This is a genomic window from Fontisubflavum oceani (genome assembly GCF_030407165.1).
Taxonomy (GTDB): Bacteria; Pseudomonadota; Alphaproteobacteria; order Rhodobacterales; family Rhodobacteraceae; genus Rhodophyticola; species Rhodophyticola oceani.
The window spans coordinates 2,353,859-2,366,239 of the sequence record NZ_CP129111.1 but is presented as its reverse complement, the minus strand read 5'-3'; the positions used below and the strand labels follow the sequence as shown (position 1 = coordinate 2,366,239).

The window sequence follows — 12,381 nt, the reverse complement described above, 5'->3', positions numbered from 1 at the left end:
TCGGTCCTTCTAACCTTAGCTGCGAAACAATCGCACTTCTTGCGTTTCATGGGCCATCGCCACCACGTCACTGGCGAACGCCGCCCCGCCGAGATCGCCCGAACCGGCCTTCGCAGCCGCCGCCGCGACGGATTGAACTGTCTCATGCAGGCCCGCCAGCACATTCTGCCCCTCTGTCTGGCCAAGCGGGATAAACCGCACCCCGACCGAAACCAGATTGGCGGCGAAACTCTGCAAAAATAGCGCGGCCACGGTGTGCGCCGCCAAATCAAGCCCGCGCGCGGCCTGTCCAAGCACAACAGGATAGGCCGTATCGTCCAACTCATACCCCATCGGTCGCAGGGTTTCGGCAAACGCCATGCCTTGGGCACGGGTCTCCTCCCACCGCTCGGCAGACCCCGCCAGCGCCTCCGCCATTTCCGCCAAGGTTTCGACAGGCATGTCGCCCTTGAGCGTTAAGCAGAGCAGGATCGCATCATTGCGCCCGGCCCCGGCGGCCAAAACGGTTGTGATCCAGTCGCCCAGGCGCGCCGCATCCCGTACATCGCCGCGCGCGATCGCTGTCTCAAGCCCATGCGAATAGGCATAGGCGCTGATTGGAAACCCGGGCGACAGCCATTGGCTGAGCTTGAGAAGCCCGCCGTCAGTGGGCATGCGAGTGGGTTCGACCATGGCCGTAAGCCCCGCCCTCGGGCGTGAAGGGTGCCATGATCGGCGTCGCCGTCGCGCCCAGACCCGCCAACATCTCGGCCAGCACATGATCGGTGCGGATCAGCAGATGATCGGGCAGGATCTGGCAGGGCGTATGGCGGTTGCCGATATGCCAGGCGAGCCGGGTCAGATCGCCAGTGATCTTGAGAAGTGGCTCCGGCGCGGCGCGGATTTCGATCAATTGGCCGAGATTGGTCTCCAGCGCGTCCCCTTCGTTCAGCGATACCGTCTCGGCCAAATCCACCATCAGATCCGCACCCGAAGCCATCACCACACGCTTGCGCCGCAAAAACCGCGCCTGATAGTCGAGCACCAACTGATCGGCGGGCGATCCTTGCCAGGTTCCGGCTTTGCGATGGATATGGGCGGCTGTCATCGTCGAAATCATCCTGTCTAAAGGCAAAAAAGATCGCGGAACACGATACGCGGGATGTCGTCTCGCGCAATCCCCATTGCCGCCAGGGCCGGATCCGGCAGCCGATCCAATCGCGCGGCATGGGCCAACCTATCTTGCGTCAGGTCTTTTGCCGCAAGCCCTTGGCCCAACGTGCAAAAATAAACATCGAACTGGGCGCGCAGCCCAGGGGAGCAATTGATATTCGCGGCATGTATCGTCATGTTCGGGACCCTCATTCTGCTCGGTTTGGGCCCTCCCTTCAGACGCAGACTAGCAAAAGCCCCGCGCGAGCGCCGCCGTTTTCTCGCAATTGCGGCATTATTTGCTGCACTGCGGCAGATTTGCGCTCTTGGATCGGCGATATCTGACTGATCAACAAAAAAAGACGGCCCGCCAAGGCCGCCTCGTCTCAAAAGCCCGTCCGCCGGATCAGACGTAATACGCATCGCGAAAGACGTGATGTGCAATCTCTTCGCGCTTCAACCCGCGTTTCGCCAATTCGGCGTCGCTCATCGCATTGAGCGCCTGCGCTTCGCGCACCCGGCTGTTGCTGTCCATGATCGCGCCCAGAAAGTGGCCGAGTGCGGTGAACGGCAGCAAGATCAGGTCGGCGAAACCAACGCCGGATTTCAGATTTGTTGTACTCGTGGCCATGTGGAAACTCCTATGGTGATACCAAGTGTTCCCTCCCTTGGCCCAAAGCTAGGCACCACCGGTGAGCTGGGCAATTGCCAATTCTGCAAACCCGGAATGCACGGACCGGTTAGATCGAAACCATGATCAACCACCGCCGCCTGAAGGCCGAGACCGTTCGGGGGCAGTCTGAGGTTCTCCCCTGTGTCGGGGGGAGCTTTGGCATCTCGGTGGTTAAGGTTTACTTGCGCTCGATGTATCCGCTGCCGCTTCCGAAATTCGAATTGGGGTTCGCGCAATCCGCCGCGTCCGTTCCCCAAGCGCAGAGATTCAGGCCGTTTGGCTCATCACAATCGCCGTCATTGGTGAATGGGCAAGGGTTGAGTAGGTCGTTGTTGCTCCCACTACTGGAACAATCCGCCGTATCCGTCCCTGCGGCACATAGGCCGGTGCCAATACCCGGCTCGTCACATTCACCGTCGAACGCCCAATTGCAGGAATTCGCATCGCTGGCCGCCCGACACCCGAGCAATCTGCCGTATCCGTGCCGGCAGCACATAGCCCGGTACCAATACCCGGCTCGTCACACTCCCCGTCGAACGCCCATTGGCAAGAGTTCGGACCTCCGACGCTCGCGCAATCCGCCGTATCCGTACCCGCAGCACACAGCCCCGTGCCCATACCCGGCTCGTCACACTCCCCGTCAAAGGCCCATTGGCAAGAGTTCGGACCACTGGCCGTCCCGCCACCGCAATCCGCCGTATCCGTCCCGACACCACAAAGGCCAGTTCCGATACCAGGCTCGTCGCATTCACCGTCAAAGGCCCATGGGCAACTGTTATCGGCCAAAGCTGGCGCAGCCATGAATAGCCCAGTTGCAAGACAAACAGCCGGCAAGGCACGCAAAAGAACCGCACAGATACGGAAGGTCGGAATGAAAGCCGTCATATGATCGTGTCTCCTCAGAAAGCTCCGGCGGGGCACGACCGCCACAACAAATACATGCTGAGCGCAATAGTTGTGACTTGCAAGCAAAAATCACCGCCTCGTGGGCGGATCACGAGAGGCGCGTGGCGTCAGTACATAAAATACCGCTGCGCCATCGGCAGTTCTTTGGCCGGATCGCAGGTGAGCAGCTCACCATTTGCACGCACCTCATAGGTCTCGGGATGCACATCGACCTCGGGCGTCGCAGCATTGTGGACCATATCTTTCTTGCCAATGCCACGCGTGTTTTCCACGGCCAGCGTGGTTTTCCGCAAGCCAAGCGGGCCGCCGATGCCGCGGCTCTGCGCCGCTTCTGAGACAAAGGTCACGGCCGAGTTCTCGACCGAGCGGCCAAAGGCCCCGAACATGGGCCGGGAATAGACCGGCTGCGGCGTCGGGATCGAGGCATTGGGATCGCCCATCTGCGCCATGGCAATCGTGCCACCAATCAGCGACATCTCGGGTTTCACGCCGAAAAACGCCGGGTTCCAGAGCACCAGATCGGCGCGTTTGCCGGGTTCCACACTGCCGATATGTGTCGATATCCCATGCGCGATGGCCGGGTTGATCGTGTATTTCGCCACATAGCGTTTGACCCGCGCATTGTCATTGTTGCCCGTCTCCTCAGGCAGCGCGCCGCGTTGTTTCTTCATTTTATCGGCGGTTTGCCAGGTACGGATGATCACTTCGCCAACCCGGCCCATCGCCTGACTGTCGGATGCGATGATGCTGAACGCGCCCATATCGTGCAGGATGTCCTCGGCTGCGATGGTCTCCTTACGGATACGGCTTTCGGCAAAGGCCACATCCTCGGGGATCGCCTTGTCGAGATGGTGGCAGACCATGAGCATATCGAGATGCTCTTCCAATGTGTTCACCGTGTAGGGCATGGTTGGATTGGTGGAACTCGGCAGCACATGGTCAAACCCCACCACCTTCATGATATCCGGCGCGTGCCCGCCGCCCGCGCCCTCGGTGTGGAAGGCATGGATCGTGCGGCCCTTCATGGCAGCGAGTGTGTTCTCGACAAAGCCGCTCTCGTTCAACGTGTCGGTGTGGATCATCACTTGCACATCCATCTCATCGGCGACGGAGAGGCAGCAATCGATGGCGCCCGGCGTGGTGCCCCAATCCTCATGCAGTTTCATCGCGCAGGCCCCGGCCTCGACCATTTCAACCAGCGCCTCGGGCTGGCTGGCATTGCCCTTGGCGCTCAGCCCGAAATTCATCGGGAAAGCATCAAGCGCCTGCAACATCCGCCCGATATGCCAGGCGCCGGGCGTGCAGGTGGTCGCCAGCGTACCATGAGCCGGGCCAGTGCCGCCGCCGAGCATGGTGGTGATGCCGGAATGCAGCGCATCCTCGATCTGCTGCGGGCAGATGAAATGGATATGTGCATCGAAGCCGCCCGCGGTCAGAATCCGCCCCTCGCCTGCGATGGCCTCGGTGCCAGGGCCGATGATGATATCGACGCCGGGCTGCGTGTCCGGGTTGCCCGCCTTACCGATGGCATGGATCAGCCCGTCTTTCAGGCCGACATCCGCCTTGTAGATACCGGAGTGGTCCACGATCAGCGCATTGGTGATGACGGTGTCGACAGCGCCACCAGCCCGCGTGACCTGGCTCTGCCCCATCCCGTCGCGGATCACCTTGCCGCCACCGAATTTCACCTCCTCGCCATAGGTCGTGAGGTCGCGTTCGACCTCGATGATCAGATCGGTATCGGCGAGACGGACCCGGTCGCCCGTGGTGGGGCCGTACATATCGGCATAGGTGGTGCGGGGGATGGCGGTGGGCATCAGCGGCCTCCAGTTTCACGAATTGTTTCATCGAACCGATTTTGAACCAGGCTCAGCGACTCGGCACAGGTATTTTCTTTATGTTCCAACATCTTAATCAAAATGGAGCACTTTGTTGTATACGAAGTGTTCTGCAGAATCGTCGGACAAAGCGCCTTTGTCTGATTATTGGAAGGGATGCCCCGCAACGCGGGTGAGACGTCGGCTTTGAAAGTTGAAGGGTATCCATCATGTCGAGTACCGCGTTCTGGCTCCAAGCCATCGGCTACACGATCTTCCTTCTGGTCATCTTGGGCCAATGGCGCGGCTGGTGGTAGTACGCCGATCAAGCATCCCGCCCGGGCGACCAGCCCGGGCAGCGCCCGCCCCCCCCCCCCCCCGGGAGGGCGCTCTTGCAACGCCGCAACCACCAGAACGGCTGGATGGGGGTGGCACCATGAAGTGCTCCATACCCGCCGCTCGATGCGCCCACCCAGGCTCGGGCGCTGCCCTCCGTGCAATGTCGCTCACGCCTGAAACACCTCATCCACGTCGACCTGAAGCCCGGTCACCAGCCCATTGGTCTGCATCGCCATGCCGATCACTGCGATCAGTTCTCCATGCATCTCCGGCGTCATGCCCTTCGCCTTGGCCCCCGCCGTGTGGCTATGGACGCAGTAAGAACACCCGTTCGCCGTGGACACCGCAACATAAAGCATCTCTTTGACCAACGGGTCCAAAGCGCCCGGCGCCATCACCTGCTTCAAGCGCGCCCAGGTGGCCGCAAGCGTCTCGGGATCATGCGCCAAGGCGCGCCAGAAATTGTTAACGTAGTCCGTCCCCCGCACCGCGCGGATATCGTCGAAGATGGCCAGCGCCTCGGCGCTGACCTCCTTATCCGACAAAAGCGGAACCGTGCCCATCACACCATCCCAAAGATGCGCGCCGGGCCGCCGGTGCCGCGCCCGGTTTTGGGCGCACCGACCACGAGCGATGCGCCAGAAGCGGGCATTTGATCAAGCCCAGCGATACATTCGATCCCATAGCGGTTGGCAGGCAGCCAGGCGTAATGGGTCGCGAAATCCGCCGACGGCCCGTGATCGAGCGACAGTGTGTCGACCGCAATCGCACCGGCACCGGTTTCCAAGAGCATCTGCGTCGCCTCGATATGGAACCCAGGGAAATGCATCACCCCGTCGCCATCGGCATTGCGAAACCCGTCGCTCCGCGCCTTGGCGGCCCATCCGGAATACATCGCGACGCAGGCGCCATCCGGGATCTCCCCATTGGCGGCGATCCAGGCCGAGAGATCATCCGGCGTCACTTGCGTGTCCGGGTCGTCCGCAGCCCTTGCGGCGATGTCGACCACGCAAAGCGGGCAGACCAGGTTTTCCACCGGGATCTCATCGACCGAGAGCCCATCGGCCGAGAAATGCAGCGGCGCATCGATATGGGTGCCGGTGTGTTCCATGACCGTCAGCACGTTGAGATTGAACCCATTTTCCGCGAAATTCGCGGTGGCCTCATAGGAGATGCCCGGCTCGCCGAAATAAGTCGGGAAGGTTTCATCCATCATATGGGTCATGTCCACCACGCCGCCATGGCCCGCCGCCATCGCCGGGGTTGTGGCACCGCTACTCAACGCCACCGCAGCGGTGGCCGCCGCACCCGCCGCAAAGAAACTCCGCCGTGAGAGCATCTGCTCCTTCACGGCAGTCATCACACAGATATCACACATGGCTTTCTCCTCCCTGGTTGTCGCCATTGATCTGCTCGGTTGTCTCTGCCTGTCGCCGCATCGTATCACCCGCCATGATCAAGATACCCCAGCTCGTCTGTGCGTGTCTCGGTCAACCGGATCAAACAGGACAGACGAAGCGCAGCTTCGGCGGAGCCGCCGCGCATGAATTCTGCCTCGGCCTCACATGCCGCGTCCCGGAAGGGAATCCAGGCCCGCTGCGCTGTGCGGATCAGGTCGGGCATCGCGCCCTGTGCGCCGGCCAGCACGGATTGATAGACCGCGTTCAACTCCGCATCGACGCGGGCATAGTCTTCGGCAAGGCAGGCATTGATGCCCTGCTGCGGCAGGACCGCAAAATCGGTGCAGTCCCACTCCTGCGCCACAGTCGGCATCGGGGCCATCAGCAGCATGACTGCCCAGAGCCCTTTCATTGCCGCCTCCAGGTGACCGAACTGGCGTCGATCCCAAGCCGGGTATCAAACGAGGTCATCATAGTTTGCCCATCACCTGCTGATTGAAACCATGGACGACGCCTGCACCGCTATAGGGCACCAATTGCACCTCTCGGGCTTGACCAGGTTCAAAGCGCACCGCCGTACCCGCCGGAATGTCCAGCCGGTGGCCGCGCGCCGCCGCGCGGTCGAAATCAAGCGCCGCGTTTGCCTCGGCAAAATGATAATGGCTGCCAACCTGCACTGGTCTGTCGCCGGTATTGGCCACCTTCAGCGTGATCGCCGGGCGGTCGGCATTCAACGTAATCTCCCCCGCCGCAGGCAGGATTTCACCAGGGATCATAAGGCAGCTCCAATTGCGGGCCGGATCGGCCCTAAAGAACGATTTGGTAGGTGAGGATCAGCGCCACCGACAAAGACAGCAGGCAGATAAACACCCAATAAAGGATCGAGGGCAGATGCCAGTGCCGGTCGCGGATGCCGCGCCCGGAGGGCCCTCGCAAATACTGTCGTGCAGGCAGAGCGTGTCGCGCTCCATCTCGGTCAGGAAAATCACATGGCGGTTGATGTCGCGCTGAATGAAATAGAACCGCAGCGCGCCGCCGGCATTGAACACGAAAGGCAGGAAATAGATCGTTTGAAGCCCCACCATTTCGAGCATGAAGGTGGTCGAGATGCTGTCGCGATATACCGCGAGCCAGCCGAAAAACGCAAAGGTCGCGATGATGGAATGCCGGATCCAAACCTCGCGTTCTTTCTGCAATTCGGTCACGCGATCCGAGAACAGACCGTATTGCGCCACCGCGAAACGAAAGTCGCGCTCGCTTAGCGCGGCTTGGCGCAGATGCTGGTCGGGTTGGGCGTCCATGAGCCATCTTTACCCCGAATTGCGTTATGTTTCGATCACTTCTCATTGAAGCTTAGCGGATCGGGTGGTGCACGGTCACCAATTTGGTGCCGTCGGGGAAGGTCGCCTCGACCTGCACATCGTGGATCATCTCGGGCACACCCTCCATACATTGATCGGCTCGGATCACTTGCGCACCCGCACTCATCAGATCGGCCACGCTCCGCCCGTCACGCGCGCCTTCGACGACAAAATCGGTGATCAGCGCGATGGCCTCTGGGTGGTTCAGCTTCACACCCCGCAGCAGGCGGTTGCGCGCCACCATGGCAGCTAAGCTGACCAGGAGTTTGTCTTTTTCGCGGGGGTGAGGTTCATCTGTCGTCCTTGGCTGTCAGAGTTGCCAGACCCGTGGCAGGGGCTGGTTGGTCAGGATTTGCACGGCCTCTGCCACGGCACGGCGGAGCGGAAACGCGTCCTCAGCCATGAAGCGCGCGGTCAGGCGCCCGCCCCAGGCCGAGGCGGCGGCCGAAACATCTGTGTTGGGCAAAATACGCCGGAGCCGCTCTAGGTGATCCTCGGCATCGGCGGCGATGAGGGTGAGACTGGCCAGCGCGGTTGCGCCGTTCAACCCGGCTGTGCCGGGGCGGGTCAAGTCCGCCGGTCGCAGGCGGAGGGGTTCCAACATCACCAGTCGCCCGCCGCGCCGGATGCTCCGCCGGTCGGTCAGATGAACCCGGCCCAGATGCTCCCCCATCGCGGCCCGTCCCAAGACCAGCGTTTCTAGGAAGACGAGCCGGGCGTCGGTGGCCATCTCAACCGTGATGTCGCGGTCCAAAGCTGCCTGATCGAATAAAATCAACTCTTGCGGCAACCAATGCAGTTCCGCGCCTGCGCCAAGACTCAGATGCACCTGCACCCGCCCGGTGCCAGTTGTGCTTTTATAGCCCCGCTCGGCGGTTTGGGTCGTGGCAACGGCCTGCACCCCTTCCCCAAGCGCAACCGAATACGCCAGCCGATCTCCGCCCGTGATCCCGCCCGCCGTGTTCAGAAACACAATCTCTGGCCAGCGGCCATGCATCCGGGGCAGCATCGCCTTGGCCGCGCCCTGCTGATGCAAATGGGTCAGACGCCCCTTGGCAAAGCCGACATCGGCGCGGCCCCGGGTCCGTTGCAGACGGCAATCAGTGGTGGTGGCATCCAGCATCGCCAAACCCTAGGCAAGCCGCTTGACGCAAAACAAGCGACCCAAGGCGCGGCTCCGGGCACAGATCACGCATCGCCCAAAATTCAGGCAAAGCGCCGCCAAATGCAGCACAATCGACATCCCCCTGCGGCGGCCTTGCCCCTTGGCAGCACGCGCGCCCCAGTGTAGCGGAGGGATCATGACCACACTTACGCTCCGCCGCCCCGATGATTGGCACCTGCACCTGCGCGATGGCGCGATGTTGGAAGGTGTCTTGCCCGAAACCACCCGTCATTTCGCCCGTGCGATCATCATGCCCAATCTGGTGCCGCCGGTGGTGCGCGGCCAAGACGCGGCGGCCTATCGCGACCGGATTCTGGCCGCGCTGCCTGAGGGCGCGGAATTCACCCCGCTGATGACCCTCTATCTGACCGAAGAGACGGACCCAGATGATGTGGCCGCGGCCCATGCCAGCGGGCTGGTGACGGCAGTGAAACTCTACCCCGCCGGGGCCACCACCAACTCCGCCTCCGGCGTCACCGATTTCGACAAGGTGCGGGGCGTTTTGGAACGGATGGCGGAGATCGGCCTGCCACTCTGCATCCATGGCGAAGTGACCGCGGCAGAGGTCGATATTTTCGACCGGGAGCAGGTGTTTTTGGAGACGGTCCTTGACCCGCTCCGCCGCGCCACGCCCGGTTTGACGGTCACCCTGGAGCATATCACCACGGCACAAGGCATCGATTATGTCTCTGAAGCCGAAGGGAAAATCGCGGGCACGATCACCACGCATCACCTGATGATCAACCGGAACCACATCTTGGTCGGCGGGATCAAACCGCATTATTACTGCCTGCCCGTCGCCAAGCGCAGCACCCATCAAGAGGCGCTCCGCCGCGCCGCAACCTCAGGCAATCCGCGCTTCTTTCTTGGCACCGACAGCGCCCCGCATACGGACCCGAATAAGGAAAGCGCCTGCGGCTGCGCCGGGTGTTTCACCGCGACCAACACGCTGTCTTGTCTGGCCCATGTGTTCGAAGAGGAAAACGCACTCGACAAGCTCGAAGGCTTCACCTCGCTCTTTGGCCCGGCTCATTACGGCCTGCCGCCAAACGAAGCCACCATCACGCTGACCAAACAGGCCGACCCCGTCCCCTACCCCGACAAAATCGACACTGGCGAGGGGCCGGTTACGCTCTTCGACCCCGGCCATCCGCTGTACTGGTCCGTCCATCCCTAACCCCCGCTTCCCGAGGCCCCAAGATGATCCCATCGACCTATCCCGACGCCGCCACGATGGCCCAGATGACCGCGCGCATGCTCCTGGATATCGGCGCGGTGCATTTCAACGCGCGCGAGCCCTTCACCCATGCCTCGGGGAAACAAGCGCCGACCTATATCGATTGCCGTAAGCTGATCTCTTACCCGCGCATCCGCGCGACGCTGATGGATTTCCTGACCTGTACGGTGATGCGCAATGCGGGGCTCGAGGCCTTCGACAATATCGCCGGCGGCGAGACAGCAGGCATCCCTTTCGCCGCCTTTGTGGCCGAGCGGATGGCGCTGCCGATGACCTATGTGAGGAAGAAACCCAAAGGCTATGGCCGCGACGCGCAGATCGAAGGACAGATGAACGAGGGCGAGCGGGTCTTGCTGGTGGAAGACCTGACCACCGATGGCGGCTCGAAGCTGAAATTCGTCGAGGCGATCCGCAAGACCGGTGCGACTTGCGACCATACGGCGGTGATTTTCTTCTACGATATCTTCCCGGAGACGGTGCCGAACTTGACGGCCGAAGGCGTGGCGCTGCACCACCTCTGCACCTGGGCGGATGTGGTGGCCGAGGCACGGCGCGCCGGGGATTTCGACGAAGAGACCCTGGCCGAGGTCGAACGATTCTTGACCGACCCGGACGCTTGGTCTGAGGCGAGAGGCAAGAGTTGATCCGCCGGTCAAATTAAATCTGTTACCACGTGGCAGCGCCGCCACGAGATGCACAATATGTTGACAGATACGCCACATCAGCACCAAGATGCTGAGGCGAAAAACGACCCACAGCCTGTCCACAGGATATCCAGATTGACCGCTCCGCAGGGCGCAGGATAGGCAGTTGATCCCATCACGGGGGACAGCAACAGGGGGAGGCACATGACAGAGATCATGCCGATTAAAGCGGCCGCGCCGGAGGCATCGGACTCCCCGATCTGCCCCATAATATCGAAGCGGAACAACAGCTTCTGGGCGCGATCCTGTCCTCGAATGATGTGCTGGACCGGGTCGATGACCTGGTCAAACCCGATCACTTCTATGACCCGGTGCATAGCGAGATTTTCGCCACCGCCGCGAGTCGGATTACCAAGGGCCTGCAGACCGACGCCACCACTCTGAAGAATTTTCTGGCCGATCATGCGGGGCTGAAAGCGCTTGGCGGCGCCGAATATCTGCTGCGGCTGCAACTCTCGGCCATCGCGACATCGGCGGCGCGCGATTATGCGCAACTGATCCATGATCTGGCGCTGCGGCGTGAGTTGATCGGCCTGGGCCGCAACATCGCCGACCGCGCACAAACTGTGCGCGACGACGCCACGCCGGACGAGCAAATCGTTGAGGCGGAGGCCGATCTGTTCAAACTCGCCTCCTCCGGCACCACTTCGCGCGGGTTCCAGAGCTTTCTGCGCGCGCTGACCGACGCGGTGGACATCGCCAATGCCGCCTATAATCGTGGCGGCGGGTTGGCCGGGATATCGACCGGCCTGACCGATATGGATAAAATGCTTGGCGGCCTGCACAATTCCGACCTTTTGATCCTTGCCGGTCGCCCATCCATGGGTAAGACATCGCTCGCCACCAATATCGCGTTCAACGTCGCCAAAGCCTGGAAACGCGGCAAGAAAACCGATGGCAGCGAGGGCACGGTTGATGGCGGCGTCGTGGGGTTCTTTAGCCTCGAGATGTCGGCGGCTCAGCTCGCACAAAGGGTCCTGTCCGAGGCAGCCGAAGTGCCATCCGAGTTGATCCGAAAGGGCGACCTGAACGAGCAAGAATTCCAACGATATCTGCGGGCTGCGCAGGATTTGGAGGGCTGCCCGCTCTATATCGATGACACGCCCGCCCTGCCGATCAGCCAATTGGCCGCCCGGTCCCGGCGGCTGAAACGCTCGCCGCAAGGGCTAGACCTGTTGATCGTTGACTACCTGCAGCTTCTGCGCGGCACAGGTAGTTCGGAAAACCGGGTGAATGAGGTCTCTGAAATCACCCAAGGCCTGAAGGCGATCGCCAAGGAATTGAACATCCCTGTGATTGCCCTTTCGCAACTTTCGCGCCAGGTCGAACAACGCGATGACAAACGCCCGCAATTGAGCGATCTCCGCGAATCCGGCTCCATCGAACAAGACGCGGATGTGGTGATGTTTGTCTATCGCGGCGAGTATTACAAAGAGCGCGAGAAGCCGGGCGAAGAGAACCTGGAAGCGATGGCGATCTGGCAGCAGGAGATGGAGCAACTGCACGGCAAAGCCGAGGTGATCATCGGTAAGCAGCGCCACGGGCCAGTTGGCTCCGTCGATCTGAGCTTCGAAGGGCGGTTCACCAAGTTCGGCAACCTGGTCCAGCCCTGGCAAGCCGATGGCGGCAACGGGTTCAGATAGGTCGA

Annotated in this window: 16 protein-coding genes; 3 read left to right on the top strand and 13 right to left on the bottom strand. The window is 61.6% G+C overall.

The window, feature by feature from the left end; genetic code table 11:
• Positions 1-15 precede the first annotated feature (15 nt).
• From QTA57_RS12110 to QTA57_RS12050, 13 genes are all read right to left on the bottom strand, one after another.
• Positions 16-654, bottom strand: coding sequence for an urease accessory protein UreF (locus tag QTA57_RS12110; protein WP_290151690.1), 639 nt, complete (start codon positions 652-654; stop codon positions 16-18).
• The gene (locus QTA57_RS12105; protein WP_290151689.1) at positions 644-1,087 is read right to left on the bottom strand and encodes an urease accessory protein UreE; all 444 of its coding nucleotides are present in this window, start codon (positions 1,085-1,087) and stop codon (positions 644-646) included. Before QTA57_RS12105 ends, QTA57_RS12110 begins: the two co-directional genes overlap by 11 nt.
• 17 nt (positions 1,088-1,104) lie before the next feature.
• Positions 1,105-1,329 carry a hypothetical protein gene (locus QTA57_RS12100; RefSeq protein ID WP_145208292.1) on the bottom strand — a complete coding sequence of 75 codons (225 nt, stop codon included), beginning with the start codon at positions 1,327-1,329 and terminating at the stop codon, positions 1,105-1,107.
• A gap of 208 nt (positions 1,330-1,537) precedes the next feature.
• The gene (locus QTA57_RS12095; protein WP_171559152.1) at positions 1,538-1,762 is read right to left on the bottom strand and encodes a DUF1127 domain-containing protein; all 225 of its coding nucleotides are present in this window, start codon (positions 1,760-1,762) and stop codon (positions 1,538-1,540) included.
• Between the two features lie 309 nt (positions 1,763-2,071).
• On the bottom strand, positions 2,072-2,689 hold the full coding sequence (locus QTA57_RS12090; RefSeq protein ID WP_290151685.1) for a hypothetical protein: 618 nt from the start codon (positions 2,687-2,689) through the stop codon (positions 2,072-2,074).
• A 128-nt stretch (positions 2,690-2,817) separates the two neighbouring features.
• Entirely contained in the window at positions 2,818-4,527 is a 1,710-nt protein-coding gene (gene ureC, locus QTA57_RS12085) for an urease subunit alpha (protein ID WP_290151683.1), read from the bottom strand.
• A gap of 506 nt (positions 4,528-5,033) precedes the next feature.
• A complete protein-coding gene (locus QTA57_RS12080) occupies positions 5,034-5,429 on the bottom strand; it encodes a carboxymuconolactone decarboxylase family protein (RefSeq protein ID WP_290151682.1) in 396 nt (131 codons plus the stop codon).
• Positions 5,429-6,244: a cyclase family protein gene (locus QTA57_RS12075; RefSeq protein WP_290151679.1), complete on the bottom strand. Its 816-nt coding sequence runs from the start codon at positions 6,242-6,244 to the stop codon at positions 5,429-5,431. The genes QTA57_RS12080 and QTA57_RS12075 overlap by 1 nt, the downstream gene beginning before the upstream one ends.
• A gap of 65 nt (positions 6,245-6,309) precedes the next feature.
• Complete coding sequence (locus QTA57_RS12070) at positions 6,310-6,678, bottom strand: lysozyme inhibitor LprI family protein (protein WP_290151677.1); 369 nt, start codon at positions 6,676-6,678, stop codon at positions 6,310-6,312.
• A gap of 58 nt (positions 6,679-6,736) precedes the next feature.
• Positions 6,737-7,042, bottom strand: a complete 306-nt coding sequence (locus QTA57_RS12065) for an urease subunit beta (protein WP_290151676.1) — start codon at positions 7,040-7,042, stop codon at positions 6,737-6,739.
• 57 nt (positions 7,043-7,099) lie between these two features.
• Positions 7,100-7,567, bottom strand: coding sequence for a hypothetical protein (locus tag QTA57_RS12060; protein WP_290151674.1), 468 nt, complete (start codon positions 7,565-7,567; stop codon positions 7,100-7,102).
• 52 nt (positions 7,568-7,619) lie between these two features.
• A complete protein-coding gene (locus QTA57_RS12055) occupies positions 7,620-7,871 on the bottom strand; it encodes an urease subunit gamma (RefSeq protein ID WP_290151673.1) in 252 nt (83 codons plus the stop codon).
• A 66-nt stretch (positions 7,872-7,937) separates the two neighbouring features.
• Positions 7,938-8,750: an urease accessory protein UreD gene (locus QTA57_RS12050; protein ID WP_290151671.1), complete on the bottom strand. Its 813-nt coding sequence runs from the start codon at positions 8,748-8,750 to the stop codon at positions 7,938-7,940.
• Between the two features lie 178 nt (positions 8,751-8,928).
• Between QTA57_RS12050 and pyrC the strand changes: the two genes are divergently transcribed.
• The 3 genes from pyrC to QTA57_RS12035 all read left to right on the top strand — a co-directional run bounded on the left by pyrC (position 8,929) and on the right by QTA57_RS12035 (position 12,376).
• Complete coding sequence (gene pyrC / locus QTA57_RS12045) at positions 8,929-9,969, top strand: dihydroorotase (RefSeq protein WP_407933476.1); 1,041 nt, start codon at positions 8,929-8,931, stop codon at positions 9,967-9,969.
• A gap of 23 nt (positions 9,970-9,992) precedes the next feature.
• Positions 9,993-10,673 carry an orotate phosphoribosyltransferase gene (locus tag QTA57_RS12040; RefSeq protein ID WP_290151669.1) on the top strand — a complete coding sequence of 227 codons (681 nt, stop codon included), beginning with the start codon at positions 9,993-9,995 and terminating at the stop codon, positions 10,671-10,673.
• A 260-nt stretch (positions 10,674-10,933) separates the two neighbouring features.
• Complete coding sequence (locus tag QTA57_RS12035) at positions 10,934-12,376, top strand: replicative DNA helicase (RefSeq protein WP_290154893.1); 1,443 nt, start codon at positions 10,934-10,936, stop codon at positions 12,374-12,376.
• Positions 12,377-12,381 lie beyond the last annotated feature (5 nt).

Coding starts and splice junctions, on each gene's coding strand:
- QTA57_RS12110 (WP_290151690.1), bottom strand. CDS start 654: ATGCCCACTGACGGCGGGCTTCTCAAGCTCAGCCAATGGCTGTCGCCC.
- QTA57_RS12105 (WP_290151689.1), bottom strand. CDS start 1,087: ATGACAGCCGCCCATATCCATCGCAAAGCCGGAACCTGGCAAGGATCG.
- QTA57_RS12100 (WP_145208292.1), bottom strand. CDS start 1,329: ATGACGATACATGCCGCGAATATCAATTGCTCCCCTGGGCTGCGCGCC.
- QTA57_RS12095 (WP_171559152.1), bottom strand. CDS start 1,762: ATGGCCACGAGTACAACAAATCTGAAATCCGGCGTTGGTTTCGCCGAC.
- QTA57_RS12090 (WP_290151685.1), bottom strand. CDS start 2,689: ATGACGGCTTTCATTCCGACCTTCCGTATCTGTGCGGTTCTTTTGCGT.
- ureC (WP_290151683.1), bottom strand. CDS start 4,527: ATGCCCACCGCCATCCCCCGCACCACCTATGCCGATATGTACGGCCCC.
- QTA57_RS12080 (WP_290151682.1), bottom strand. CDS start 5,429: ATGGGCACGGTTCCGCTTTTGTCGGATAAGGAGGTCAGCGCCGAGGCG.
- QTA57_RS12075 (WP_290151679.1), bottom strand. CDS start 6,244: ATGTGTGATATCTGTGTGATGACTGCCGTGAAGGAGCAGATGCTCTCA.
- QTA57_RS12070 (WP_290151677.1), bottom strand. CDS start 6,678: ATGAAAGGGCTCTGGGCAGTCATGCTGCTGATGGCCCCGATGCCGACT.
- QTA57_RS12065 (WP_290151676.1), bottom strand. CDS start 7,042: ATGATCCCTGGTGAAATCCTGCCTGCGGCGGGGGAGATTACGTTGAAT.
- QTA57_RS12060 (WP_290151674.1), bottom strand. CDS start 7,567: ATGGACGCCCAACCCGACCAGCATCTGCGCCAAGCCGCGCTAAGCGAG.
- QTA57_RS12055 (WP_290151673.1), bottom strand. CDS start 7,871: ATGGTGGCGCGCAACCGCCTGCTGCGGGGTGTGAAGCTGAACCACCCA.
- QTA57_RS12050 (WP_290151671.1), bottom strand. CDS start 8,750: ATGCTGGATGCCACCACCACTGATTGCCGTCTGCAACGGACCCGGGGC.
- pyrC (WP_407933476.1), top strand. CDS start 8,929: ATGACCACACTTACGCTCCGCCGCCCCGATGATTGGCACCTGCACCTG.
- QTA57_RS12040 (WP_290151669.1), top strand. CDS start 9,993: ATGATCCCATCGACCTATCCCGACGCCGCCACGATGGCCCAGATGACC.